The sequence below is a fragment of the Azospirillum himalayense genome (genome assembly GCF_042657465.1).
GTDB classification, from domain to species: domain Bacteria; phylum Pseudomonadota; class Alphaproteobacteria; order Azospirillales; family Azospirillaceae; genus Azospirillum; species Azospirillum himalayense.
Window position 1 is genome coordinate 409,076 of sequence record NZ_JBHSLC010000021.1, and the last position, 25,394, is coordinate 434,469.

General features: G+C 69.6%; 22 protein-coding genes. 8 read left to right on the top strand and 14 right to left on the bottom strand.

Annotated features, from left to right (window positions below; translation table 11 throughout):
- Positions 1-100: 100 nt before the first annotated feature.
- Together ACFPMG_RS13885 and ACFPMG_RS13890 are read right to left on the bottom strand one after the other, a co-directional pair.
- On the bottom strand, positions 101-1,474 hold the full coding sequence (locus ACFPMG_RS13885) for a nucleotidyl cyclase domain-containing protein (protein ID WP_376995681.1): 1,374 nt from the start codon (positions 1,472-1,474) through the stop codon (positions 101-103).
- Positions 1,475-1,670: 196 nt separating this feature from the next.
- Positions 1,671-3,101: a nucleotidyl cyclase domain-containing protein gene (locus ACFPMG_RS13890; protein ID WP_376995682.1), complete on the bottom strand. Its 1,431-nt coding sequence runs from the start codon at positions 3,099-3,101 to the stop codon at positions 1,671-1,673.
- A gap of 271 nt (positions 3,102-3,372) precedes the next feature.
- On the opposite strand from ACFPMG_RS13890, the gene queC reads away from it, so the two are divergent.
- The gene (queC, locus tag ACFPMG_RS13895; protein ID WP_376995683.1) at positions 3,373-4,071 is read left to right on the top strand and encodes a 7-cyano-7-deazaguanine synthase QueC; all 699 of its coding nucleotides are present in this window, start codon (positions 3,373-3,375) and stop codon (positions 4,069-4,071) included.
- Positions 4,071-4,766, top strand: a complete 696-nt coding sequence (locus tag ACFPMG_RS13900; RefSeq protein WP_200475948.1) for a 7-carboxy-7-deazaguanine synthase QueE — start codon at positions 4,071-4,073, stop codon at positions 4,764-4,766. The genes queC and ACFPMG_RS13900 overlap by 1 nt, the downstream gene beginning before the upstream one ends.
- Before the next feature lie 19 nt (positions 4,767-4,785).
- Here the strand turns inward: ACFPMG_RS13900 and ACFPMG_RS13905 are convergent, their stop codons facing one another.
- From ACFPMG_RS13905 to ACFPMG_RS13925, 5 genes are all read right to left on the bottom strand, one after another.
- Entirely contained in the window at positions 4,786-5,331 is a 546-nt protein-coding gene (locus ACFPMG_RS13905; RefSeq protein WP_376995684.1) for a 6-pyruvoyl trahydropterin synthase family protein, read from the bottom strand.
- A 20-nt stretch (positions 5,332-5,351) separates the two neighbouring features.
- Complete coding sequence (locus ACFPMG_RS13910) at positions 5,352-6,266, bottom strand: branched-chain amino acid ABC transporter permease (RefSeq protein WP_376995685.1); 915 nt, start codon at positions 6,264-6,266, stop codon at positions 5,352-5,354.
- A gap of 22 nt (positions 6,267-6,288) precedes the next feature.
- On the bottom strand, positions 6,289-7,455 hold the full coding sequence (locus ACFPMG_RS13915; RefSeq protein WP_376995686.1) for an ABC transporter substrate-binding protein: 1,167 nt from the start codon (positions 7,453-7,455) through the stop codon (positions 6,289-6,291).
- Between the two features lie 51 nt (positions 7,456-7,506).
- Positions 7,507-8,145 carry a hypothetical protein gene (locus tag ACFPMG_RS13920; RefSeq protein WP_376995687.1) on the bottom strand — a complete coding sequence of 213 codons (639 nt, stop codon included), beginning with the start codon at positions 8,143-8,145 and terminating at the stop codon, positions 7,507-7,509.
- 118 nt (positions 8,146-8,263) lie between these two features.
- Entirely contained in the window at positions 8,264-10,273 is a 2,010-nt protein-coding gene (locus ACFPMG_RS13925) for a methyl-accepting chemotaxis protein (protein ID WP_376995688.1), read from the bottom strand.
- Positions 10,274-10,674: 401 nt separating this feature from the next.
- Between ACFPMG_RS13925 and ACFPMG_RS13930 the strand changes: the two genes are divergently transcribed.
- The 3 genes from ACFPMG_RS13930 (at position 10,675) to ACFPMG_RS13940 (ending at position 14,861) form a co-directional block, all read left to right on the top strand.
- A complete protein-coding gene (locus ACFPMG_RS13930) occupies positions 10,675-11,823 on the top strand; it encodes a glycosyltransferase family 2 protein (RefSeq protein WP_376995689.1) in 1,149 nt (382 codons plus the stop codon).
- The gene (locus ACFPMG_RS13935) at positions 11,820-13,511 is read left to right on the top strand and encodes a glycosyltransferase family 39 protein (RefSeq protein ID WP_376995690.1); all 1,692 of its coding nucleotides are present in this window, start codon (positions 11,820-11,822) and stop codon (positions 13,509-13,511) included. The genes ACFPMG_RS13930 and ACFPMG_RS13935 overlap by 4 nt, the downstream gene beginning before the upstream one ends.
- A gap of 171 nt (positions 13,512-13,682) precedes the next feature.
- Positions 13,683-14,861 (top strand): serine hydrolase domain-containing protein, encoded by a 1,179-nt coding sequence (locus ACFPMG_RS13940; RefSeq protein WP_376995692.1) that lies wholly within the window; start codon positions 13,683-13,685, stop codon positions 14,859-14,861.
- A 27-nt stretch (positions 14,862-14,888) separates the two neighbouring features.
- Here ACFPMG_RS13940 and ACFPMG_RS13945 read toward each other — a convergent pair whose 3' ends face one another.
- The 3 genes from ACFPMG_RS13945 to ACFPMG_RS13955 all read right to left on the bottom strand — a co-directional run bounded on the left by ACFPMG_RS13945 (position 14,889) and on the right by ACFPMG_RS13955 (position 18,134).
- The gene (locus tag ACFPMG_RS13945; RefSeq protein WP_376995693.1) at positions 14,889-15,323 is read right to left on the bottom strand and encodes a nuclear transport factor 2 family protein; all 435 of its coding nucleotides are present in this window, start codon (positions 15,321-15,323) and stop codon (positions 14,889-14,891) included.
- Positions 15,324-15,457: 134 nt separating this feature from the next.
- On the bottom strand, positions 15,458-16,438 hold the full coding sequence (locus ACFPMG_RS13950; RefSeq protein WP_376995695.1) for a hypothetical protein: 981 nt from the start codon (positions 16,436-16,438) through the stop codon (positions 15,458-15,460).
- Between the two features lie 127 nt (positions 16,439-16,565).
- On the bottom strand, positions 16,566-18,134 hold the full coding sequence (locus ACFPMG_RS13955) for an FAD-dependent oxidoreductase (RefSeq protein WP_376995696.1): 1,569 nt from the start codon (positions 18,132-18,134) through the stop codon (positions 16,566-16,568).
- 146 nt (positions 18,135-18,280) lie between these two features.
- On the opposite strand from ACFPMG_RS13955, the gene ACFPMG_RS13960 reads away from it, so the two are divergent.
- Positions 18,281-19,945: an NAD+ synthase gene (locus ACFPMG_RS13960; protein WP_376995697.1), complete on the top strand. Its 1,665-nt coding sequence runs from the start codon at positions 18,281-18,283 to the stop codon at positions 19,943-19,945.
- 10 nt (positions 19,946-19,955) lie between these two features.
- Here ACFPMG_RS13960 and ACFPMG_RS13965 read toward each other — a convergent pair whose 3' ends face one another.
- Genes ACFPMG_RS13965 through ACFPMG_RS13980 form a run of 4 tightly spaced genes read right to left on the bottom strand, consistent with a single transcriptional unit; the run spans position 19,956 to position 23,702 of the window.
- The gene (locus ACFPMG_RS13965; RefSeq protein ID WP_376995698.1) at positions 19,956-20,765 is read right to left on the bottom strand and encodes an ABC transporter permease; all 810 of its coding nucleotides are present in this window, start codon (positions 20,763-20,765) and stop codon (positions 19,956-19,958) included.
- Positions 20,762-21,502, bottom strand: coding sequence for an ABC transporter ATP-binding protein (locus tag ACFPMG_RS13970; RefSeq protein ID WP_376995699.1), 741 nt, complete (start codon positions 21,500-21,502; stop codon positions 20,762-20,764). The genes ACFPMG_RS13965 and ACFPMG_RS13970 overlap by 4 nt, the downstream gene beginning before the upstream one ends.
- 20 nt (positions 21,503-21,522) lie before the next feature.
- Positions 21,523-22,491 carry a YVTN family beta-propeller repeat protein gene (locus ACFPMG_RS13975; RefSeq protein WP_114857618.1) on the bottom strand — a complete coding sequence of 323 codons (969 nt, stop codon included), beginning with the start codon at positions 22,489-22,491 and terminating at the stop codon, positions 21,523-21,525.
- Between the two features lie 38 nt (positions 22,492-22,529).
- A complete protein-coding gene (locus ACFPMG_RS13980; RefSeq protein WP_376995700.1) occupies positions 22,530-23,702 on the bottom strand; it encodes an ABC transporter substrate-binding protein in 1,173 nt (390 codons plus the stop codon).
- A gap of 263 nt (positions 23,703-23,965) precedes the next feature.
- On the opposite strand from ACFPMG_RS13980, the gene pedF reads away from it, so the two are divergent.
- Positions 23,966-24,409 carry a cytochrome c-550 PedF gene (pedF, locus tag ACFPMG_RS13985; protein ID WP_237902988.1) on the top strand — a complete coding sequence of 148 codons (444 nt, stop codon included), beginning with the start codon at positions 23,966-23,968 and terminating at the stop codon, positions 24,407-24,409.
- Between the two features lie 11 nt (positions 24,410-24,420).
- Positions 24,421-25,281 (top strand): substrate-binding periplasmic protein, encoded by an 861-nt coding sequence (locus tag ACFPMG_RS13990; protein ID WP_376995701.1) that lies wholly within the window; start codon positions 24,421-24,423, stop codon positions 25,279-25,281.
- Positions 25,282-25,394 lie beyond the last annotated feature (113 nt).

Below are 25,394 nucleotides of genomic sequence, written 5' to 3' on the forward strand. Positions count from 1 at the left end.
GGTCAACCAGTCGGTAGGCCCGTCTTTTCGCACAGATGGGCGGGCTTGAACACAAAAGGTCGTGCCGACAGCGGGTGTTCGCCCGCTTGGCCCCGCCCGCTTAGCCCCAGGGCGTGTCGTGGTGACGGCGCCGCCGCGACCGCTGGAGGAGCTGGCGTTCGGTGCAGCGCTTCATGTGCTCCGGCACCTCCGAATCCTCGCCGACGATGGGACCGCTCAGATAGGCGGCGCCCGCGGCCTCCGCCGCCTCCAGCTCCACCGGGTTTCGGACGCCGTCCACGTAGGCGAACATGCCGAACTTGCGCGGTCCGGGGCAGAAGGTCTGGACCCGCTCCAGGATGTGCGGCTCGTCCTCCCGCCCGTCCAGCCGCAGCCCGACCCCCTTGACGCCGGCGGTGGCGTAGACCGAGAGGTCGCCCGCGTCGTCGTTCAGGATGACCATGGCGGCGCGGGCGAAGGGGCGCAGCATCGCCACGATCTCCGCCAGACGGCCATAGGGCACGCCGGCCGGCAGCCCGTCCAGCTCGAAGGCCAGGAAGGGCATCAGCACGCGCGGGATCATCCGGCAGGCCTGGATGTATTCCCGCCGCCGCCGGCTGGAGGCGAGCGTGCCGAAATGGACGGGGATGGTCTGGGCGTAGCGGAATTTGTTGGCGTACAGCTCGTTGTAGGTGCTGACCGCGAGGCTCAGCGTCTCCATGTCGAGGTCGAAGACCGCCTCCTCGCGCTCCGGGTCGAAGGAGTCCATCAGGTTCAGATAGCGGGCCGTGTCCGCGTCGGTGCGGCAGCAATAGGTCGACACCACCTTGTGCTTCACGTCGAACACCGGACGGAACAGCACCTTGGGCCGATGCTGCGGCGTGATGGTGTCCGCCGGCATCTCGGTCCAATGCGGGCGCCGCGCCTCCGCCGCCGGAATGGCGCCGTAGGCTGGCGGGAGAGAGGCCGCTGCGGCGCCTTCCGGCTTGTGGACGGCGTCCTTGAGCAGGTCGGCCAGCCGCGCGGTGTCCAGGGCGACCCCGCCGCCGACATCGACCACCGCGGTCTTGACGGTGATGCGCCGCGTATCGGCGTGGCCCAGCAACGCCTGGTGAAGGCTTTCCATCACCTTGCTGCAGGTCAGCTGCGCCGATTTCCGGTCGGCCTGGGCAAAGACGATGATGTAGTGGTTCTCGCCGTAGCGGAACCAGACGTCGCGCGGCGACAGCACCTTCTTGAGCATGCGCTCGGTGTAGACGTGCACCCGCTCGTTCACGCTCCCCCAGCGGTCGCCCAGCTCCTGCCGGATCTCGTCGAGGCCGATCAGGTGGACCGACCCCGCGGTGACCGTCTGGTTGTGCGTCAGGATCTGCCGGGCCCGCTCCTTGAAGGACTCGTCGATCGATTGGCCGGGGGTGGGGGCCGGGGACGGCATGGCACCGTCATCCCGTTCCGGGATGGTGCCGTCCGGACCGGAGGGGTGATGCATGACCATGGCCGAGCCTCCCTTTCCGGTTGTGGGGGAGCACGGGCCCAACGGCAGGACCGCCGCCTGGACCGGGTGCGGACATCAATGGAATGACCGTGGGAACAGGATGGTCCTTTCGCACTTGCTAATGCGTTAACGAAGCCGTCCAGGCGGTGCTTCCTGACGTCCTATGCGGAAATGGGCGTGTCTTCGCCGGACCTGTCTATGCGGATTCGCGCCGTGCCTTGACTCTGGCTCTCATGAGCATCTGCCGCTCGGTGCAGCGCCGCATGTGTTCGGGAACGTCGGAGTCCTTGCCGACCACGGCCCCGCCGACGTAGGCCGCGCCGGCCTCGATCGCGGCCTGGAACTGCTCGACATTCCGGATGCCGTCGAGATAGGCGAACAGGCCGTGTTTGCGCGGGACGGGGCAAAAGGCGTTGATCTTGTCGATGCAGCGCTGATCGCCGTCCCGGAAATCCATGGCCAGTCCAACGCCCTTGACGCCGGCGTTGGCGTAGGTGGCGATATCGGCGTTTTCCTCCCGCAGGATGACGATGGTGGCGCGGCCGAAAGGGCGCAGCATGGTGACCATCTCGGCCAGCCGGCCGTTGGGAATGCCCTGCGGCAATCCTTCCAGCTCGAAGGCCAGGAAGGGGATCAGGCAATTGGGGATCATCCGGCAGGACTGGAGATATTCCCGCCGCCGCCGCACCGAGGCGAGGGTCTCGAAATGGACGGGGATGGTCTGGGCGTAACGGAATTTGTTCTTGTACAGTTCATTGTAGGTGCGGACGGCATGGCACAGGGTCTCCATGTCGTAATCGAAGATGGCCTCCTCCTGCAGGACATCATCCACGGTGATCTGGTTGATGTGCCGGCAGGTGTGGAGATCCGGACGGCAGGTGTAGGTGGAGATCACCTTGTTGCGCACGTCGTAGACCGGGCGGAAGAGCACCTTGGGCCGCGGCGGCGGCTCGCCGTTGCCGAACGCAAAATCCGTCGGCGACAGGCGCTGCCGCTCCTCGGCCTCCGGCTGGGCGACCGATTGGGCCGTTGGCTGGGCGGTCGTAGGTTGGGCGGTCGGGTCGGTGCGATCCGCCGGGCGCTCCGGCTGGCTGGCGGCCCGGTGGAGCAGATCGTCCAGGCGGGCGCTGCCGATGGCGATGCTGCCGTCGATTTCCACCAGCGCGGTCTTGACGATGATCTGGCTGGTGTCGCTGTGGCCGAGCAGCGTCTGATGCAGGGTTTCGACGATCTTGCCGCAAATCAGCTGGGCGGCCTTTACGTCGGCATGGGCGAACACGATGATGAACTGGGCTTCCCCATGCCGGAACCACACGTCCTGCGGGGACAGCATCTTTTCGAGCAGGCGGCCCGTGTAGTCCTGCACCCGGTCCTTCACGGTCTCCCACCGTTTGCCCAGATGGTCCCGAATGTCCTCCAGACCGATCAGATGAACGGCGCCGGCGGTGACGGTCCGCCCGCTGGAAAGGATATTCCGGGCCTTGTCACGGAAGGCCGCATCGTTCAGATGGCAGGCCGACCGGCAGTCCGCCGCCTTCGTGGCGCCGGTGCAGTGGGACGTGGGGCCGGAGCAGGCGGGCTCGGCGGACCCTTCCTGGACGGAGGGGGGCGAATGGATTGCACTCACGGCAATAGCTCCCTTGCGACCGGCATAAGCCTGTGTGCTGGTGTATTCCCGCCTTCTGAATGTTTGTCCTCTTAACAACAATGTTACAGGGAAATTGCCGAAGAGTTAACGTCTGCGGGTTTTTTTTGTGCGGTGCGGTGTGTCTTCGGCGGCTGGCTGCCATGGGTGATGCTCTACCGAAGCAGCCATGCACGAGCGGCCATGGCCGTTGACCCGCTGGCAGGACGGGATTATGCCGGGCTTGCCTGTGGTTATGGGAAAGGGTAGGGACATGAACGCGAAGAATGCGGTGGTGCTGGTCAGCGGCGGGCTGGACTCCACGACGGTGCTGGCGATCGCCCGGGACCAGGGCTACCGGTTGAACGCGCTCAGCTTCCGCTACGGGCAGCGCCATGCGGTGGAGTTGGAGGCGGCCAAGCGCGTCGCCGCGGCCATGGCGGTGGACCGCCACGTCATCGCCGACATCGACCTGCGGGCCTTCGGCGGCTCAGCCCTGACCGACGCCATCGACGTCCCCAAGCACGCCAGCGCCGCGGATCTGGGAACGGGCATCCCGGTAACCTACGTCCCGGCGCGCAACACGGTGTTCCTGTCCTTCGCTTTGGCCTGGGCGGAGACGCTGGAGGCGTCGGACATCTTCATCGGCGTGAACGCGCTGGACTATTCCGGCTATCCGGACTGCCGGCCCGAATACATCGCCGCCTTCGAGACCATGGCGAACCTCGCCACCAAGGCGGGGGTGGAGGGCGCCAGCCGCTTCAAGATCCACGCGCCGCTGATGACGCTCGACAAGGCCGGCATCATCCGCCGCGGGCTCGAGCTCGGGGTCGACTACGGCCTGACCCATTCCTGCTACGACCCGGCGCCGGATGGCACGGCCTGCGGCTCCTGCGACAGCTGCCTGCTGCGGCTGAAGGGCTTCGCCGAGGCCGGGCTGGCCGATCCGGTGGCCTACGGGGGCGGGGTCTGATGCGCGGCGCCAACCCGGTCCGCCCGCAGGAGGGGGGCGACGGCCAAAGCCTGTGGATACAGGAGGTCTTCTACACCCTTCAGGGCGAAGGCCCCTTCGTCGGGGAGCCCAGTGTCTTCGTGCGGACCGGCGGGTGCAACCTGCGCTGCCACTGGTGCGACACCGACTTCGAAAGCTCGCCCTGGCGCCCCTCCCTGGACGAGCTGCTGGCCCGCATCGGGGAACTGCGCCCCGCGGTCTGCGACCTGATCGTACTGACCGGCGGGGAGCCGCTGCGCCAGAACGTCGTCCCGCTGATCCGCGCCCTGTTGGAGCGGGGCCTGCGCGTGCAGATCGAGACGAACGGCACGCTGTGGCTGGACGGCATGCCGGACGACCCGCGGCTGACCATCGTGTGCAGCCCGAAGACGCCCGGCCTGCACCCGGACCTCGTGCCGCGGGTGTCGGTCTACAAATACGTTCTGGCGGCGGGGGAGAGTGATCCCGGCGACGGGCTGCCCACCCTGTCCACCCAGTTGCCGGGGCAGGGCGCCCGGCTGTTCCGCCCGCCGCCCGGCGCCGCCGTCACGGTGATGCCGCGCGACGACGGCGATGCGGAGCGGAACCTCGCCAACCGGCAGGCCTGCACCGCCGTGGCGCTGGCCCACGGCTACCGGATGAGCGTCCAGCTTCACAAGCTGCTGGGGATCGCCTGAAGCCTGAAGACGGGGCCCGTTACAGGTCGTTGATGCTCATGTCCCCGCGCAGCCACCACGGCGCGCCCGGCAGGCCGAGGTAGCCGGCGTCCAGGTGATGCTCCGGCACGCCGCGGAAGATCACCGTGTTGGTCGGCGTCTCCTCGATCTCCACCTCGACGCAGCGCAAGGGCGAGGTCTCCGCGGCGAACAGCGCGTTGGCCTTGGCCATCATGCAGGCGGCCAGCGCCTCCGTCGTCGGGTCGCCGGGGGTGATCAGCAGCATGGGCAGCTTTTCCGGCTCGTGCTCCCGGAAATAGCCGATCAGCGGGTCGCGGTGGGACAGCTGGAGCGCGTGGTCGACATGCCCGTCGATCCAGCGGTGCCAGGTCGCCTTGGCACGCGCGAAGGACTCCACCATGTTCGCCGCCCCGTCGAGCGGTGCGGGGTCCGCGGCCTCCAGCTTCACCGAAACGGTCTCGTTGTGGCCGTGCGGCACGGCGCATTTGACGGAATCGCCGGCGATCAGGCGATGGGCCATGCTGAAGCGCCGCCGGAACAGCAGCGTGAACTCGTTCGTGGTCATAAAGTGAACCTAGCCGTTCCTCAATGCGCTGGGAACAGGCCCTTGGGCCTGATCGCCAGCACCACCGCCATCAGCACGTAGATCGCCATGGAGGCCAGGGCCGCCCCGGCGGCGCTGGCGTTGGCGGCATCCATCACCAGACGGAAGGCGGCGGGCAGCAGGGCGCGGCCCAGCGTGTCCACCATGCCGACCAGCAGGGCGCCCGCCAGCGCCCCGCGGATCGAGCCGATGCCGCCGATCACGATGACCACGAAGGTCAGGATCAGGATCTGCTCGCCCATGCCGACCTGAACGGCCAGCACCGGCCCGGCCATGGCGCCGGCCAGCCCAGCCAGCCCGCAGCCCAGCGCGAAGACCAGACCGAACAGCAGCCGGACATCCACCCCCAGCGCCATCACCATCTCGCGGTTGGTGGCGCCGGCGCGGATCAGCATGCCGACCCGCGTGCGGGCGATCAGCAGCCACAGGAACACCGCCACCGCGAGGCCCACGGCGAGGATCGCCAGCCGGAAGGCCGGGTATTTCAGCCCGAACAGGTCCACCGTCCCGGCCAGCGCCGCCGGCGGGTTGAGGAAGATGGGGACCGGGCCGAAGACGATCTTCACCAGCTCGTTGAAGAACAGGATCAGCCCGAAGGTCGCCAGCACCTGATCCAGGTGGTCGCGGCGGTAGAGCGTGCGCAGCGCCACCGCCTCCACCACCAGCCCGAGCAGCGCCGTCAGCAGAACCGCCGCCGCCAGAGCCAGCGGGAAGCTGTCCAGCACCGGGACCAGCGCCGCCGTCAGGTAGGCGCCGACCATGTAGAAGGTGCCGTGGGCGAGGTTGATGAGGTCCATGATGCCGAAGACGAGCGTCAGCCCGGCCGCCATCAGGAACAGCATCACCCCGAGCTGAAGCCCGTTCAGCCCCTGTTCGACGAGGAGGAGCGCGTCCATTCTCCGGCGTCCTGCCTGCGCCTCACTTCATCGGGCAGTCTTTGACGTAGGCGTCGGCGTGGTTGGTGAAGACCGTGGCGATGGTCTTGTTGGTCACCGCACCGTCGGCACCCTTGACCACCTCGCGCAGGTAGATGTTGTGGATCGGGTAGTGGTTGGTGTTGAAGGCCACCTCGCCGCGCAGGCTCTGCAGCTTGGCCGAGGCGAGGGCGGCGCGCAGTTTGTCCTTGTCCTTCAGGTTGCCGCCGACCGCCTTCACCGCGGTGTCGATCAGCAGCGCCGTGTCGTAGCCCTGGGCGGCGTACATGGACGGGATGCGCCCGTACTTGGCCTTGAAGTCGGCGACGAACTTCTTGTTGGCGGCGTTGTCGAGGTCCGGGCTCCACTGCGCGGAGTTCTTGACGCCGAGTGCGGACTCGCCGACCGCCGCCAGGATGTCCTGGTCGAAGGAGAAGCCGGGGCCGAACAGCGGAACGGCGCCCTTCAGCCCGGCCTGCTCGTACTGCTTGATGAAGTTGATGCCCATGCCGCCGGGGTAGAAGACGTAGACGGCGTCCGGCGCCGCGGCCTTGAGCTGCGCCAGCTCCGCCGCATAGTCGAGCTGCCCGACCTGGGTGTAGACCTCGCCGGCGACCGCGCCCTTGTAGTAGCGCTTGAAACCGGCCAGACCGTCCTTGCCCGCCGGGTAGTTGGGGGCCATCAGATAGACCTTCTTGAAGCCCTCGTCCTGGACATGCTTGCCCACGGCCTCGTGGATCTGGTCATTCTGGTAGGCGGCGTTGAAGAAGTACGGGTTGCATTGCGCGCCCGCCAGCTGCGACGGGCCGGCGTTCGGGCTGATGAAGAAGGTCTGCCCGCCGGCCAGCGTCGGCAGCATCGCCAGCGCGAGGTTCGACCAGACGACGCCGGTCACCACCTGCACGCGGTCGCGCTCGACCATGCGGTTGGCGAGGCCGACGGCGACGTCCGGCTTCTGCTGGTCGTCCGCCTCGATGACCTGGGTGTCCTGCCCGCCCAGCTTGCCGCCCGCATGCTCAACCGCCAGCGCGAAGCCGTCGCGGATGTCGATGCCCAGGCCCGCGCCGGGGCCGGACAGGGTGGTGATCATGCCGATCTTCAGCGTGTCCGCCGCCGCCGGGGTGGCGAGCAGGGCCAGCGCGGAGGCCAGCGTAAGCAGGTTGCGGGTCATGACGGTCCAGCCTCCAGGGGAATTATGATTGATTTATGGGCAGCGCGAATGTCAGGCGGCCTGTTGCCGTCCGTCGGCCCAGGCGCGCGCCGTGGACGGGCGGCCCTCGGCGTCGATCAGGCCGCGGGTGAAGAGTTCCTCGACATGGCGGATGAAGAAGGCGGCGGTGCTCTCCCGCTCCCAGCACTCCATCCAGTTCTGCTCCAGGAAGGCGAGGATCGCCGGCTGGCCCAGCTCGGCCTCCCACAGCACGCCGAGCAGGGAGGTCTGCTGCTCCTCGTGCATGCATTCCTCGAAGGTCAGCTTCTGCTGGCTGCGCGCCTCCTTGCGCAGCGTCGTCTCCGGCCCCGGCCCCAGGCCGAAGTCGTAGAGCGGACGGCGCTCGGGCGCTGCGACCAGCCAGTGGGCGACCTCATGAACGATGACCGTCGATTCCACGTCGGTGCGGATGACGTCGCCGTCCCACATGAAGGAGGCGTTCGGCGGCTCGTCCAGCGTGCCGATGCCGTGGGCGTGGGCCAGCCGCACCGCTTCGGCGCGCTGCTCCGGCGTGTCGACGCCGCCGGGCACCGGCCAAGTGGCGGCGATGCGCCGGAAGGCGGCGAGGGGCAGGGGCTTGCCGGCCAGCAGGCGCTCGAAGGTCACCAGGGCCTCCGGCATTGTCTCGGCCGGGATCGGGGTCAGGATCATGATGGGAAAAGCAGTCCGGGGTGCGCAATGACCCCTATTTGCCCAACAGGGCCGGGGCGGCGCAAGAAAAACCCCTCCTCCATCGCCATCGGATGGAGGAGGGGTGAAGACGAAACCGTCAGGCGGCCCGCATGTCGGTCAGGAAGCGCGAGACGAAGCCGCGCAGCCCCTCCGCCTCGCCGCTCAGCCCGTCGGCGGCGTCGAGCACCTGACGGGAGGCGTCGCCGGTGGCTTCCGCCGCCTGGGTCACCCCGGCGATGTTGCCCGACACCTCCTGCGTGCCGCGGGCGGCCTGCTGGACGTTGCGGCTGATCTCCTGGGTGGCCGCACCCTGCTCCTCGACGGCCGCGGCGATGGTGGTGGAGATGTGGCTGATCTCGCCGATCACGCGGCCGATCTCGGCGATGGCCCCGGCGGCCTCGCGGCTGACCTGCTGGATGCCGGCGATCTGGCCGGAGATGTCCTCGGTCGCCTTGGCCGTCTGGTTGGCGAGGCTCTTGACCTCCGACGCCACGACGGCGAAGCCCTTGCCGGCCTCGCCCGCTCGAGCCGCCTCGATCGTCGCGTTCAGCGCCAGCAGGTTGGTCTGGCTGGCGATGTCGTTGATGAGCTGCACCACCTCGCCGATGCGCTGGGCGGCGTCGACCAGCCCGCGCACGGTGGCGTCGGTCCGCTCGGCGGTGCTGACCGCCTGCCCTGCGATGCTGTTGCTCTGGGCGACCTGCCGGCTGATCTCCTGGATCGAGCTGGTCAGCTCCTCCGCGGCGGCGGCGACGGTCTCCACGTTGGCGGTGGCCTGGGTGGAGGCGGCGGCGACGGCGCTGGCCTGCCGGGTGGTCTGCTCGGCGGTGGCCGACATGCCCTGGGCCGTGCTGTTGAGCTGGGCGGCGGAGGAGGACACGCGGGACAGCACCTCCATCACCATGCGGTCGAACTCGCGGGTCAGGGAGTCGATGCGCTCCGACCGCTCCCGGCGGGTCGCATGCTCGGCGGCCTGTTCCGCGGCCATGCGGTCGGCGTCGATCAGGCTGTGCTTGAACACCTCGACGGCCTTGGCCATGCCGCCGATCTCGTCGCCGCGGTCCAGGCCGGGCACGTCCACCCGGCGGTCACCGCCGGCCAGCCGGGTCATGGTGTCGGTCATCGAGACGATGGGCCGCGACAGGCCGCGACCGATCAGCAGGGCGGAGATCAGCCCGAGCAGGACGGCGACCGCGGCGGCGGCGGTGGTCACGGTGCGGGCCCGGTCGATGTTCTCCGTGGCGGTGGTGCCGAGCGCCGCCTGCTGGCGGGCGCTGGCGTCGCGCAGCTGCTCGACCCGCGCGTTGACGGTCGGGCCGAGCGTCTCCAGCACCTGCGAAACCAGCTCGTCCCGCTTGGTGGTGGCGACGACCGCCTTTTCGAACTGGGTGGCGAAGACGCGCTGGTAGGCCAGGAAGGACGAGGCGCCGCGGCGGCGCTCCAGCTCGGTCAGCTTGGCGAGCATCGCGTTGCCGCGCTCGCGGGCGTTCTGCAGCTCCTTGCGGAAGCTGTCGGCGCTGTCCGCCGACCCGTCGGTCAGAAAGCGGTTGACGGCGTTGCGGGCGGCCAGGAAATGGCGGGACGCCATGCCCGCCTGGTAGGCGGCCTCGGTGTCGCCGTCCGCGTAGGCGCTGTCCATGACGCCGCTGAGCGCCTTCTCCATCTTGGCCCCGAGGTCCACAAGCTCCGCCGCCGCCTCGTTGCGGGTCGCCTGGAACTCCATGATGCGGGTGAAGGCCTCTCGGTATTGGCCCAGCTCGTTGTCCATCTGGGTCACCGTGCGGTTCAGCGCCGGCTCGGTGAACAGGGTCTTGGCCTCGTCGATCCGCCCGTCCAGGTCGGCGGCCAGCGAGTCCACGGTGTGGGCGGCCTCCTCGCTGCCGGTCAGCAGGAAGGTCTTGGCCTGGAGCTGGACCTCCAGCATCGTCGCCTGGATGCGCCCGACCTCGGTGGTCTGGCGGGCCAGGGTCTGATAGGTCGCGAAGCCGCGCTTGGCGTCCATCAGGGCGTAGGCCCCGATGCCGCCGATGGCGACCAGGAAGAGGAGAACCCCGGCGTTCGCCGCCGTGATCTTGGTGCCGACCCGAAGATGGTTGAACAGGCTCATGATCGGGAAAACTCCGGATGAGGCTGAATGGTTTAGATACAGAACATGGCAGTGTCCGCTTACCAATTCATTAAGTGTGCCAACTGGTTTCCGGTCCCCGAAAACGGGCATGGCCCCCTTCGCGCACGCTTGGGGATGCCCTTATCCTTCCGGGTTCTGGCGGTTTCGCGGGGCCTTGGAATATTTGTCGGGACCGTGGCGTTAGCCCACCAGCGACGGACCGTTCCGGCGCCGGTTCCAGCGGTGTGCTGGTCACGGCTTAGGCCGTGGATGGTCACAATAGAGGCGTTTTGCTCATCCACATGTATCGTGCTATATGCCAAAGGGCGAAGCGCCCCGCCGGGGACGCCGGCCTGGACCCTTCCGACCCGGCTCGTGATCATCTGACCCAACGGCCGGCCATGTCCCTGACCGACGCGCCAACGACCGACGCGCCCACTCTGGCGGCTTCCGCCAACACCGCTCCCACCCCTATCACCGGTGACGCCGCTTCCGCCCCGAAGCCGTCGCGCTCCGCCCGCACGAAGCGGGGGCGCCTGTCGGTGGTGATCCCCTTCTACAACGAAGGCCCCAACATCGCGGCGCTGTTCGAGCGGCTGGTGCCCGTGCTCGACCGGCTGGACGCGGAGTGGGAGGTGGTCTGCGTCAACGACGGCAGCCGCGACGACACGCTCGACCGCCTGCTGGACGTCCACGACGCCGACCCGCGGGTCAAGGTGGTCGACCTGTCGCGCAATTTCGGCAAGGAGTTGGCCCTGTCGGCGGGGCTGCGCCACACCACCGGCGACGCCGTGGTGCCGATGGACGCCGACCTCCAGCACCCGCCGGAATTGCTGCCGCAATTCCTCGCCAAATGGCGCGAGGGCTACGACGTGGTCGTCGCCGTGCGCCACGCGCGGGTGGGGCAGAGCCTGAAGCACCGGGTGTTCGCCCGCGCCTTCTACTGGATCTTCGACAACCTGTCGGAGGTCAAGCTGCCGCGCGAGGTCGGCGACTTCCGGCTGATGGACCGCCGGGTGGTCGACGTCATCAACCGCATGCCCGAACGCACGCGCTTCATGAAGGGCATCTTCGCCTGGGTCGGCTTCCGTCAGGCCAGCATCCCCTACCAGCAGGGGGAGCGCGCCGGCGGCGACACCAAATGGGGCTTCCTGAAGCTGCTCAGCCTGTCCTTCGACGGGCTGACCGCCTTCTCCACCTTCCCGCTGCGGGTGTGGAGCCTGGTGGGCATGGCGATCTCCGGCTTCGCCTTCGTCTACATCCTGCTGCGCCTGCTGCGCACCCTGATCTACGGCATCGACGTGCCCGGCTATGAATCGCTGCTGGCCGCGGTGCTGTTCATGGGCGGCATCCAGCTCGTCACGCTGGGGGTCCTCGGCGACTATCTGGGCCGCGTGTTCAACGAGGTGAAGGGGCGCCCCCTCTACATCGTCCGTTCCGCGCACGGCTTCGCGGACGAGGCTGCCGCTCCGGCATCCAGTCCAGCGGCCAATCCGGGGGCCAATGCAGGCGCTTGGCGCCGGCCCGGAAGCGAGGACCGCCTTTCATGAGCCTGATGCCGCCGCTCGGCCTTAATCCCCTCGGGGCCACGCCCCCGGCGGGCGCCCTGTCGCAACGCCGCGCCGGCGCCCTGTGGGACGACATGGCGCGCGCGCTTCTGCTGTGCCTGATCATCCTCGCCGCGCTGACCTTCCGGAACTACGGGATCAGCACCGACGAGGAGGTGCAGCACATCTACGGCAAGAAGCTGCTGTCCTTCTACCTGTCCGGCTTCACCGACCGGTCGGCCTTCCATTTCAAGGACCTGTACCTGTATGGCGGGCTGTTCGACCTGGTGACCGCCCTGGTGGTCCCGATCTCGCCGTTCGAGGAGTACGAGACGCGCCACCTGCTCTGCGCGTTGGTCGGGGTGCTGGGCATCGCCGGCTGCTGGCGCTACGCCCGGCTGCTGGCCGGGCCGCGGGCGGGCTTCCTGGCGGCGGCGCTGCTGGCGCTGTCCGGCGTCTATTACGGCGCCATGTTCAACAACACAAAGGACGTGCCCTTCGCCGCGGGTATGGTGTGGACGCTCTATTTCGCCACCCGCATCATCGGCCAGATGCCGGCCCCGCGCCGCAGCGCCGTGCTGAAGTTCGGGCTGGCGCTGGGCCTGACCCTGTCGATCCGGGTGGGTGGGGTGCTGGCCGGCTTCTACCTCGCGGTGGCGCTGGCGCTCTATGTGGTGCTGGTGGCGTGGCGGGGCGGGCTGCGGCCGGCGTTCGGCGTCGTTCGGCGCTCCGTGCCGCCCCTGCTGCCGGCCATTCCGCTGGCCTATGCGGTGATGGCGCTGTTCTGGCCCTGGGCGGTGCAGAAGCCGTTGAATCCGCTGGAGGCGCTGCGCGTCGTCTCGCACTTCCCCATCGACATCCAGACGCTGTTCATGGGGCGGATGGTCAGTTCCGCCGCCCCGCCGGCGCTCTACCTGCCGGTCTATCTGGGGGTGAAGCTGCCGGAGGCGGTGCTGCTGGGCACCCTGGCCGCGGTGGTGCTGGCTGCCCTGTGGGTGGTGCGCGGCGGCTGGCGGAGCGTCGACGGCGCCTTTGGCGCGGTGCGCTGGGTGCCGCTGGCGCTGGCGGCCTTCCTGCCGGTGATCCTGTTCATGCTGATGCGCCCGTCCGTCTACAACGGCATCCGCCATTTCCTGTTCGTGGCGCCGCCGATGGCGGTGCTGGCCGGCATCGCCTTCGACCGGCTGTGGTGCGGGGCCGAGGCGCTGGGCCGGCGTACGGGGCAGGCGTACGGGGCGGCGGCCATCGCGGTGGCCGTGCTGTACGCGTGGCAGCTCGGCGCCATGCACCCGAACCAGTACGTCTACTACAACCAGTTCACCGGCGGGCTGAAGGGCGCCGAAGGCCGGTTCGAGCTGGATTACTGGGGAAACTCCCAGCACGAGGCGCTGGCCGAACTGGTCGCCCTGGTGGAGCGCGAGAATGGCGGCAAGGCGCCGCCGCGCCAGTACACCTTGTCGGTCTGCGGCAACACGCTGGCCGTGCGCTTCGAGCTGCCGCCCTGGCTGAAGCTGGTCAACGGCACCGGGCTGGACTGGCGCAAGGCCGATTTCTTCATGGCCTTCACCCAGGTCAAGCAGTGCCCAAGCCTGCTGGGCGGCCAGCCGATCATCGAGGTCGCCGCCGACGATGTGCCGCTGACCATCGTCAAGGACCGCCGCCCGCCGCTGGCGGAAGTTCCCACCGAGTAAATTTCCACCGGGCAAATTTCGGCCGGGTGGGTCGGGCCTCACCGGTCTAACCCGCCCGGCGCGGTCTGCTCCGTTGGCGTGATGTCCGTCCGCGGGCGTACCGCCGGGCGGGACCGCTTCCCACTCTTCCCTCAGCGCGTCCATTCCGCGCGCCGATGACGGAGGGTGGGGATGCGGGGGCCGGTGCTCGGTGTCGTGTCGTTTCTTGCGCTCACCGTCTGGGCGACGGCCCCGGCCCCGGCGGACGCGGTGCCCCCGGACCGTCTGCGGGAGGCGGTGACGGCGTTGGCTGATCGCCGTCTCGAGGAGGCGGGGGCGGGCAGCATCGTGGTCGGGGTGATCCGCGACGGGCGCAGCCTCGTCGTCGGGCGCGGCGACAGCGGGCGGCCCGATGGTGGCCCGCCGGACGGGCGGACCCTGTTCCAGATCGCCTCGCTGACCAAGCCCTTCACCGGCACCATTCTGGCGGAACTGATCCGCGCCGGGCGCGTCGCCCCGACCGACCCGCTGGCCCGCCATCTGCCCAAGCCGGTCCACGCCCCCGACTTCGACGGCACGCCGATCCGCCTGCTCGACCTCGCCACCCACACGGCGGGGCTGCCCAACGTGCCGGAGACGCCGCGCTTCTCCTGGAGCCGGCTGGAGGACCCGCGCAACCCCTACAAGCCGCTGACGCGGGAGGAGGTGGGGGCATGGCTGTCCGGCTTCAGCCTGACAGTGCCGCCGGGCACGCGCTTCCGCTACTCCAACGTCGGCATGGCGGTGCTGGGGGAGGCGCTGTCCACCGCGTCGGGCATTCCCTACGAGACGCTGCTGAAGCGGGTGGTCACCGACCGTTTCGGCATGACCGACACCACCCTGACGCCCACGGCCGGGCAGCGCGCCCGCAAGGCGGTGGGCCACGCCCGCGGGCAGGTGGTGCCCGATTGGGAGGCGCCGGCCATGCAGCCCTCCTTCGGCCTCTATTCCACCGCCGACGACCTGCTGCGCTGGCTGCGCGCCAACATGGGCGACTGCACCGGCCTGGGCAAGGCCGCCTGCGACGGCGAAACCGCCGCGACCCTGGCGCTCGCCCAGTCGGTCCAGGTGGACGGGCGGGCGCTGCGCGATCCGGGGGCGCTGGGGCAGGGGGCGATGGCGCTGGGCTGGTTCGTCGCCTGGGCGGCGGACGGCACGCCGATCCTCTGGCATTCCGGTTCCACCGGCGGCTTCAACGCCTACATCGCCTTCTCACGCGCCCACCGCTGGGCCGCGGTGGCTCTGACCAACAGCGACCCCGAGCGGATCACCGCCGACCGGGTGGTGGGCGATCTGATCTGGCAGCTGGAGAGGGCGGCGGAGCGCCGCTGAACGCGCGGGGAGGAAGAGGGGCCGCGGTCAGTGCAGCAGGCCGCCGGGCGGCAGGCGGTCGGGCGGCGTCAGGATCTGCGAAGCGGGTTCGGCGACCGGTCCGGCCTGGTGGTGGGCCAGCCGCCACTCGCCGTCCTCGCGCGCGAAGAGGTTGGTCGCGACCAGAACGGCGTCTCCCACGATCTCCTCGCAGAGGACGACGGCGGTGTCGCCGTACAGGCTGACGCGTTCATTGCGCGCCTGCACCGCCGGGCCGCGGGGGGAACGCAGCACGTCCTGCCAGCTCGACACAACCGCCTCCCGGCCGAACAGGATGGTCCAGCCGGGATGGATGCAGGACACGGGCAGGCGGGAGGCCCACAGCCGGTCCATGGCGGAAAAGTCACGCCCGGTGAAGGCTTGGTAGAAAGCCCGGTTCGCGGCCAGAACGGCGTTGCGGTCGGTCGTGGGGCGGTCGGTCATGGGGAAGCGAATCTCCGAAACAGCGAAAGCCGCTTCTATACAGGGAGCCGGCTCGACGGCAAGCGCCGGCCCCCGTTATCACAGATCGCACCCCTTTTGCGGGCGCCCCTTCCGGGAAAACGGCCCGCTCCTCCTCACGCCGTGATGTCGACCTTCTGGGACGTGTCCGCCGCGGCGGCCCCCTTGGCGCTGCTGCCGTCGGTCAGGCCGGCGATGGGCTGCGACAGGTCCAGGTTCAGGTGCATCACGCCATCGGCGCTCTTGGTCGGGGTCAGCGCGCCGAGGCCGCTCATCCCGCCCTTCGCGGCCATGCCGTTCAGCTTCTCCAGAACGCCCTTGATCTCGTCGTCGCTGAAGCCCTCAGAGCGGACGATCATCCCGGTGGCCTTTCCGGACACCTTGGTCGATGTGGCGGAGAACATGGCGCTGCCCGAACCGTCCGCGTTCAGCGTGGCCGACAGGCCGCGGTCCTCGCGGGTGAAGTCCAGGGTGGACTTGGCGAAGGAGATGCGGACCGACTTGTCGCCGTCCTGGATGGTCAGCTCCATGCCCCGGGACTCGATGGACCACTGGGACCGGGCTTCCTCCATGCTCATGCCCATCTGGCTGAAGTCCATGGACTTCAGCTTGTCCTTCATGGCGCTGCCGAAATCGCCGACGGCGCCCTTCACGTCGTCGTCCGACATGCCCAGCCCGCCGAGCAGGCTGCCGAGGTCGCCGGCCATGTTGTCGATGGCCTTCTCGAACAGGCCGGCGAGCCCCTTGGACTGCTCCAGGGCGTTGCTCATGATCCGCTCGGCTTCCTTGGCCCGGTCGGCCATGGCCTGGGCGCCGGTCTTGCTACCGCCGGCCGCATCGCCCGCAGCACCGGCGTTCGCGCCGTCGGCACCCGCCGCCGGCTTCTTGCCGGACAGGCTGTCGAGCAGGTTTTCCATCGACTGGCTGATCGTGTAGGCCGGGCTGGCGCTTTTCGCGGGAGTCGCGGCGTCGGCGGTGGTGGCGGCGGCCTTGGCGCCGTCCGCGGCCTTGCTCTCGGTTGCCTTCTTGGCGTTGTTCGCCTGTTGCAGGACCGTGCTGGTCGTCCCTGTCGGTCCGGACATTTCCGAGTAATACATCGCCGCCTCCCGCGCGTGATCGTTTCGCCGTAAGGGTATGATCGTACCGGAGTCCTTTACCACAGGTTAATTCGTCGCGGGGCTCCTGCAACGCCCGGTCGAAACTCTTCGATTTCGAAGGATTTTATCAGTTTTTGCTTGCGGAGTCCTCCATGGGCGCGAGGGGCTGGGTGGCCGGGCCGTTCAGAACCGTCCCGTCCACGGCGAAGCGGGAGCCGTGGCAGGGACAGTCCCAGCTCCGCTCGCCGGGATTCCAGCGCACCACGCATTTCAGATGGGGGCAGATGGCCGAGCGGCGGTGCAGCGCCCCCGACTCGTCGCGGAAGACGGCGACGGGCCAGACGCCCGATTTCAGGACCGCGCCCTGTCCGGGCTCGATGCGGTCCTCCCCCTCCAGTTCCGGCCCCTGGACGTAGGGCAGGAAGTGGCGGGCCACGTCCAGATTCTCCCGCAGATAGGTGCCGAGCTTGTTGGTCATCTTGCGGCCGGGGTCGTACAGCGCGGCCCACGGGCTGCCGCTGCCGTGGATCAGTTCGCACAGGACCAGCCCGGCGATGGTGCCGTGGGTCATGCCCATGCCGCTGTCGCCGGTCGCGACGAAGACCCGCCCGCCATAGGCCGGGTCGGGGCCGATGAAGGCCAGCCCGTCGAAGGGCTCCATCACCTGCCCGGACCAGCGGTGCTCGACCGCCCCGGCCTGGGGAAAATGCGCGCGCGTCCAGGCTTCCAGAGCGGCCCAGCGCTCGGCCATGTCGCGGGCCTCGCCGGTCTTGTGATCCTCGCCGCCGACGATCAGCCGGTCGTGGTCGGCCTCCGGCTGGAGCCGCACATAGTGATAGGTGTCGAGTGTGTCCCAATAGAGGGCGTCGGGCACGCTGGCCTTCGGCATGCGGACGGAAATGGCGTAGGTGCGGTGGGGCGCCTGCTTGGAATGGATGGCGAAGCGGTCGCTGATCGGGGAGTTGGTGGCGACGACCACCGCGTCGGCCTCGACCAGCGCGTGGTCCGGCCCGGCCTCGACGCGCACGCGCTCCCCGTCCTGCCGGATCGTGGAGACGTGCGCCCCGGTGGACAGCGCGCCGCCGCGCGCCAGGAAGGCGCGGGTCAGCCCGGCCAGATAGTCCAGCGCGTGGACGCGCGCCTGCCGGGGGAAGCGCAGGCAGGGGCCGGGATGCCGGATGGGCGGGGCGTCCAGCCGCTCCACATCGTCCAGCCCGGCGCGGCGGGCGGCGTCGCGCTCGCGGTCCAGCCCGGCGGGGTCCTGCCCCGGCGCCAGCATCAGATAGCCGTCGAGCCGGGCGAAGCCGCAATTGATGCCTTCCTCGCGGGCGATCCGTTCGATGGTGTCGATGGCGGCGCCGTGGCTGTCCGCCGCCATGCGGGCGCCGGACTCGCTGTGCAGCCGCTCCATCTCGGTGAAGCGGTCGTCGATGACGTTGGAGAGATGCGCCGTGGTGCGCCCGGTCTCGCCGCCGCCCGGCGGCCCGTCGTCCAGCAGCAGCACCGACTTGCCGGAGCGCTGGAGCAGATAGGCCGTGGTCACCCCGGCGATGCCCGCTCCGACGATGATCACGTCGGGTCGCAGGGCGCCCAGCCCCGCGGCGGTCGGGGCGACCGTCCCGGCGGGCATCGCCGCCCCGCCGCGGTCCATCCAGACGGAGGTCGTGGCACCGGAACCCTGCCCGGACTTCTGCATGACCGCTCATCCTTCTGTTGGAATCCTGTCCTTCCGGCAACACAGCGTGCGGTGGTGCGGTTCCGCTGTGGCCGTGCGCCGCTTCCGCCTCCGGCCTCCGGCTGTTACGGTGTCGCCGATCCGCCGCTTCACCGGACGACGCCGCCATGACCGACCGCCTTTCCATCGCGCTGGCCCAGATCAACCCGACCGTCGGCGCCATCACCGCCAACATCGACCGCATCCGCAACGCGCGGGCGGAGGCCGCCGCGCGCGGCGCCGACCTGATGGTCTGCCCGGAGCTGGCGGTGACCGGCTACCCGCCGGAGGATCTGGTGCTGAAACCCTTCTTCCTGGACGTGGTGGAGCAGGCGGTGCGTGAACTCGCCGCCGAGACGGCGGACGGCGGCCCGGCGCTGCTGGTCGGCGCGCCCTGGCGCGACGGCGACAAGCGCCACAACGCCGCCCTGCTGCTCGACGGCGGGCGGATCGCGGCGATCCGCTTCAAGGTGGACCTGCCGAACTACGGCGTCTTCGACGAGAAGCGCGTCTTCGTCCCCGGTCCGCTGCCCGGCCCGATCAACGTCCGCGGCGTGCGGCTGGGCGTTCCGATCTGCGAGGACATGTGGTCCACCGACGTGATCGAGACGCTGGCGGAAAGCGGGGCGGAGATCCTGGTGGTCCCCAACGGCAGCCCGTTCGAGCTGGGCAAGCACGACCAGCGCGTGCAGCTCGCCGTCCGGCGGGTCACCGAGTCCGGCCTGCCGCTGCTCTACGTCAACCAGGTGGGCGGGCAGGACGAGCTGGTCTTCGACGGCGCCAGCTTCGCGCTGGGCGCCGATTGCCGGCTGGTCGCGCAGGCCCCCGCCTTCGCCGAGCATCTGCTGATCACCCGCTGGGAGCGCGGCGAGGACGATGTGTGGAACTGCGCCGACACGGAGTGCGTCGCCCCGCCCGACGAGCTGGAGTCGGTCTACGCCGCGCTGGTGCTGGGCTTGCGCGACTATGTGGCCAAGAACCGCTTCCCCGGTGTGATCCTCGGTCTGTCGGGCGGCATCGACTCGGCGCTGGCGGCGGCCATCGCGGTGGACGCGCTGGGCGCCGGGCGGGTGCATGGCGTGATGATGCCGTCGCCCCACACCGCGCCGGAGAGCCAGGAGGACGCCGCGGAGTCGGCGGAGCTGCTGGGCTGCCGGCTCGACACCGTTTCCATCCTGCCGGCGATGGAGGCGTTCGAGCGCATGCTGCGGCCGGCCTTCGCCGGGCGCGACCCGGACGTGACCGAGGAGAACATCCAGGCGCGGGCCCGCGGCGTCACGCTGATGGCGCTGTCGAACAAGTTCGGCCCGATGGTGCTGTCCACCGGCAACAAGTCGGAGATGTCGGTCGGCTACGCCACGCTCTACGGCGACCTGTGCGGCGGCTTCGCCGTTCTGAAGGACGTCTACAAGACGACGGTCTACGCGCTGGCGCGCTGGCGCAACGCGCAGGTGCCGGAGGGCGCGCTCGGCCCGGCCGGCCGCGTCGTGCCGGAGCGGGTGCTCGTCAAGGCCCCGACCGCGGAGCTGAGGCCGGGCCAGACCGACCAGGACACGCTGCCGCCCTACGAGGCGCTGGACGACATCCTGCGCTGCCTGATCGAGGAGGACCTGGGCGTCGCGGAGATCGTCGCCCGCGGCCACGCGCCGGAGGTGGTGAACGCGGTCTGGGGCATGCTGCATTCGGCCGAATACAAGCGCCGGCAGGCGCCTCCCGGCCCGAAGATCACCCGGCGGCAGTTCGGCCGCGAGCGGCGCTATCCGATCACCAACGGCTTCGGCAGCCTCCTGTGAGGGGGGCCTCCTACTCCCCGCCCGTCTTCCGCGCCAGGAAGCCCTGCGCCGGGTTGTAGCCGTAGACCGCGCCGCCCAGGAACAGGGCCAGCGCCAGAACCGTCCAGCCCAGCGCCGGCAGGTTCACGTCCAGATACAGCGCGAAGCGGATCAGCTCGACCGCCTGGCTGAACGGGTTGACGGTGCACAGAAAATACAGAAGCTCCCCCGCCTCCTGCATCTTCCACAGCGGATAGAGCGCGGTGGACAGGAAGAAGGTCGGGAAGATGACGAAGTTCATCACGCCGGCGAAATTCTCCAGCTGCCGGATGGCCGAGGACAGCAGCATCCCCAGCGCGCCCAGCATCAGCCCGCTGACCACCAGCGCCGGCAGGACCGTGAGGTAGCCGAGCGGCGGCGCCTGCACCCCGTAGACCCAGGCGACGGCGAGGAAGGCGTAGACCTGGAGGATCGACACCGCCGTCCCGGCCAGCAGCTTCGCCGTCAGCAGGAACCAGCGGGGCAGGGGGCTGACCAGCAGCATCCGCATGCTGCCCATCTCGCGGTCGTAGACCATCGACAGCGAGCTTTGCATCCCGTTGAACAGCTGCACCATTCCGGCGAGGCCGGGGACGATGTAGACCTCGTAAGGGATGTAAGTCTCGTAGGGCGGGGTGATGGCGATGCCCAGCGCCGCGCGGAAGCCCGCCGCGAAGACGAACAGCCAGAGCAGCGGGCGGACCAGCGCCGACAGGAAGCGCTCCCGCTGGTGGACGAAGCGCAGCACCTCGCGCCCGACGATCCCGCCGAGTGCAAGGACGTAGTGAGCAGGGGCCGTCACGCCGCCTCCTTCGCGGTCAGCCGGGTGAAGCTCTCGGTCAGCGTGTCCGCTCCGGTCGCGCGGTTCACCTCCGTCACCGGCCCGGCGGCGCGAACCCGACCGCGGTGGATCACCACCACGCGGTCGCCCTCGCCGATCTCGTCGATCAGGTGGGTGGCCCAGAGCACAGCGATGCCGCGTTCCCGACACAGCCCATGGACATGCTCGACGATGGCGCGCCGCGCCGGGACGTCCAGCCCGACGGTCGGCTCGTCCAGCACCAGAAGGGCCGGCTCGTGCAGCAGGGCGCGGGCCAACTCCACCCGGCGCCGGTGGCCGCCGTTCAGCGCCCGCACCGTCTCGCCGATGCGCTCCGCCATGCCCAGCCGCTCCAGCGACTCCCGCGCCCGCGCCTCGGCGGTGCGGCGGGGGATGCCGTGCAGGGCGGCGAAGTAGAGCAGGTTCTGCCGCACCGTCAGGTCGAGGTCGAGGGTCGGCTGCTGGAACACCACCCCCATGCGGCCCAACGCCCTGGCCGGCTCCCGCCGCAGGTCGATGCCGCCGATGCGGATGGTGCCGCCCGGCGATTCGAACAGTCGGGTGATCAGCGCGAACAGCGTCGTCTTGCCCGCCCCGTTGGGGCCGAGCAAGGCGGTGAAGGACCCCGCCCCGACCGCCAGCGACACGTCCTTCAGCGCGAAGGTCCCGCGCCCGTAGGCGTAGCTCAGCCCCTCGACCGACAGCGCCGGTTCCGCCATGCCCTTACCCTTTCACCCGCTCAGCCCTTCACCGCGACGCCCCAGGGGTAGCGGCCGACCTTGATCGACTTGACGACCTTCAGGCTGTCCACGTCGATCACCGACACGTCGCCCGACACGCCGTTGGTGGCGTAGAGCCGCTTCTGGTCGGGCGACAGGTCGAGCTGCCAGACGCGGCGGCCGACCAGCAGATAGTCCTTCACCGCGAAGGTCTGGGCGTCCACCACCGCGACATGGTTGGCCGGGCCGAGCGCCACGAAGGCGTAGCGCCCGTCGTCGGTCAGCTTGATGCCCACCGGCTGGATGCGGTCCTGGGGCACGCCCTTGATCTTGAAGCGGATGGTCTGCGCCACCTTGCGGCTGGCCGTGTCGATCACCGACAGGGTGCCGCCGATCTCCGCCGACACCCACAGGCGGCCGCCGTCCTTGCTGAATTGGGCGTAGCGCGGGCGGGCGTCGACCAGCGTGTTGTCGACGACGGCACGCTTCTCGGTGTCGATCCAATGGACCATGTTCGTCGTCTCCGACGTGTTCACCGCCCATTTGCCGTCGGGGCTGACCGCCATGCCCTCCGGCTCCACGCCGACATCCACCTGATAGGCGACTTTGCGGCTGGGCACGTCCACGATGGTGACGACGTTGCTCTCCTCGTTGGCGATGAACAGGTGCTTGCCGTCGGGATGCAGGGCGAACAGCTCCGGGTCCTCGCCCGAGGGCAGGTTGTGCAGGATCTTCTTCGTCGCAAGGTCCATCACCTGCACCGTGTCGTCGTCGCTGGCGCAGATGTACAGGTGCTTGCCGTCCGCGCTCAGCGTGATGCCGCGGGGGCGCCGCCCGACCTTCACCGTCTCCGTCACCGTCAGGGTCGCGCCGTCGATGATGGACAGGGTGTTGTCCTTCTCGTTCGAGACATAGACGGTCTCCGCCAAAGCAGGAACGGCGCAGCCGGCCAGCAGCGCGGCGAGGAGAAGGGAGCGGGCGGTGGTCATCGGGGCGGCGTCCTCTTGGCGGAAATGATTGGGAAATATCAGCGACGGCAGCCTGTTTCGGGCTGGTCGTGGCCCAGCGTGTCGAGTTCGGTCCTGGGGTGCAGGAAGCCGTCCTGCGGCGAGACGGACACCAGCGAGCGGTCGGCGGCGAGAAGCACCGGCTGGCGCAACTGCCCGTCCCAGCTGCGGAAGGACAGCGGCACGCCCTTGAAGGCGGCCAGCGTGAAATCCGGCCCGCGGATGTGGGTGGCCAGCGCCGCCGGATCGGTGGAGCGGGTGCGGGTCGCCGCCTCGCCCACCGCGCGGATGGCCGCCCAGACGGCGTGGTCGCGGGGCGACATGACGCGCTGGGCGGCGGCCTTGAAGCGGGACTGGAGCTGCGCCGCCCCCCAGGCCTCGTGGGCGCGGTGCCAGTTGGTGGGGACGAGGCCCTGCGTGCCGGCGACCGGGCGCGGCTCCCAGGTGCGGTACAGCACGTAGTCGCCGAAATCGCCGATCTCGTCGGCGACGATTACCACGTCGTGGCGCTTGCCCTGGGTGAAGACCGGCATTTCGGCTTGGGCGGTGCGGCGGGCGTCGTGGTCCTCGCTCCAGGTCTTCTCCTCGACCACCTCGGCGCCGAAGCGCTTGGCCGCCCGCTTCACCGCGGCGGCGTAGAGCCGGTCCTCCGGTCGGGTGCCGACGATCAGCAGCCACTTCGTCCAGCGCTTGACCGCCAGATACTGGGCCAGCGCGTCGGCCAGCATGGCGCGGTCGGGGGCCGTGTGCAGCAGGTTGGGCGCGCACAGCGCGTTGCGCAGGCTGTCGTCGGTCGAGCCGGCATTGAACAGCAGCAGGTTCGCCGCCTCTGGCAGGCGGGCCAGCGCTCCGGGCGTCTCGCCGGGCAGGTCCAGCACGACGATGCGGTGTCCGGCGGCGGCGAGGTCGCGCAACGCCTGCGCCGGGTCGCCGTCGATGGGGACGGTCACCGCCTCCAGCGCGAAGCGCTGCTTCAGGAAGCGGCCCGTGGAATTGTTGTCGGCCACGGCGAGGGTGGCGCCGGCCAATCCTTCGTCGGCGGGCGGTTCGTCGAGGTTGGACAGGGCGGGGGGATGCTCGACCTCCTGCGTCAGGTAGGCGATGCGGACGGTGGAAATGTCCGCGGGCGCCGCCTCCTGCGAAAAGGCGGCCGGCGAGGCGCAAAGCCCGCCGGCCAGCAAGGCGATCTGCATCAAGGAGGGTAACCAAAGGCTGAAACGCATCGCGGGTTTGCACTCGCCTGGTTTCGGGAGACCAGGGTATCCCCGCCGGGCGGCGTCCCGGAATGCAACTTTGGTACGATTGCGCGGTCGGAAAATTGCGGTTCGGTCCGATCACGGCGGGCTCGACGCACGGTTGCTACCAAAGTCCAATTATTGGCGGCACGGACCGCCCGCTATGCTCCGGGGCAACGGACAACGCTCCCTTCGCATTTTTCTGAATGAGGACGCCCCTTATGAACGCACGGCTTCTCCGGCTTGCGATGGCCGGTTTCCTGACCGGCGCGGCCGCCGTCGCCTCCACGGTTGTCCCCACGGCGGCCTTCGCCCATGGTGACGTGACCCCCCAGGCGGTGGACACCACCGGCCTCGACAAGCTGGGCGAGGACTGGCGCGACGCGAACCCCTACCGCGGCAACCCGCGGGCAATCGAGATCGGGTCCTCCGCCTTCAACCAGAACTGCGCGCGTTGCCATGGGCTGGGCGCGGTGTCGGGCGGCATCGCCCCGGACCTGCGCTTTCTGGACAAGGGCGACACCGGCGACGAGTGGTTCAAGGAGCGGGTGATCAACGGTTCCATCCGCAACGGCGTCACCTACATGCCGCGCTTCGGCGAGGCGCTGGGTCAGGAGGCGCTGTGGGCCATCCGGTCGTGGCTGGAGACGGTGCACGAGGAATGAATGCGTTTGGAATGACGGGGCTTCCGACGCGGCGCCAGCTGCTGTCCTTCGCCGCCGCCGCGCTGGCCGCCGGGGTCCTCCCCCGGCGCGCCGGCGCGCGCCCGTTGGACGACGTGGTGGCCGCCGGGCGGCTGATGGTCGCGGTCTACCGCGACAACCCGCCCTTCTCCCACCGCAAGGGCGGCGCCCTGGTCGGCGTGGACGTGGACATTGCCCGCGCCATCGCCGGGCGGCTGGGCGTCGGCGTCGAGTTCATGGAGCTGACCGCCGGGGAGGCCGTGTCGGACGACCTGCGCAACGCGGTGTGGCGCGGCCCGGTCGTCGGGGGCGGCGTGGCCGACGTGATGATGCATGTGCCCTATCAGAAGGAGTTCGGGCTGCGCAACCCGGAGGCCGTGCTGTTCGGCCCCTACCAGCGCGAGGGCTTCGCGCTGGCGCGCAACCCGATGCGCATGACCCAGCCGATGCTGGCCTCTCTGCCCGACGAGCCGGTGGGGGTGGAGATCGACAGCATCCCCGACTTCTACCTGCTGGGAGCCTTCGGCGGGCGGCTGCGCGACCGGTTGGTCCATTACATGACGATCCCCGAGGCGGTCGAGGCCCTGGTCAAGGGCGACGTCGCCGCCGTCGTCGCGACGCAGAGCCAGGTGGAAGCCGCGCTGGGCGAGCGCGCCACCGGCTTCCCGATCACACCGGTGACCTTCCCCGGCATGATGGCGTCGAACTGGGACATCGGCATGGCGGTGAAGGAGAACTCCCGCGACCTCGCCTACGCGGTGGGCGACGCGGTGACCGCGATGCTGGAGGACGGGACGCTGCCGGAGATCTTCCGGAAGCATGGGGTGACGCACAACGCGATTCCGGTGGAGTGACGACGCTTGCCCCCCTCCCAACCTCCCCCCGCTTCGCAGGGGGAGGAGCTTGATTCCCTCCCCTGCGAAGCGGGGGAGGGTCAGGGTGGGGGCAGAAGGGTGCGCAAGAACAA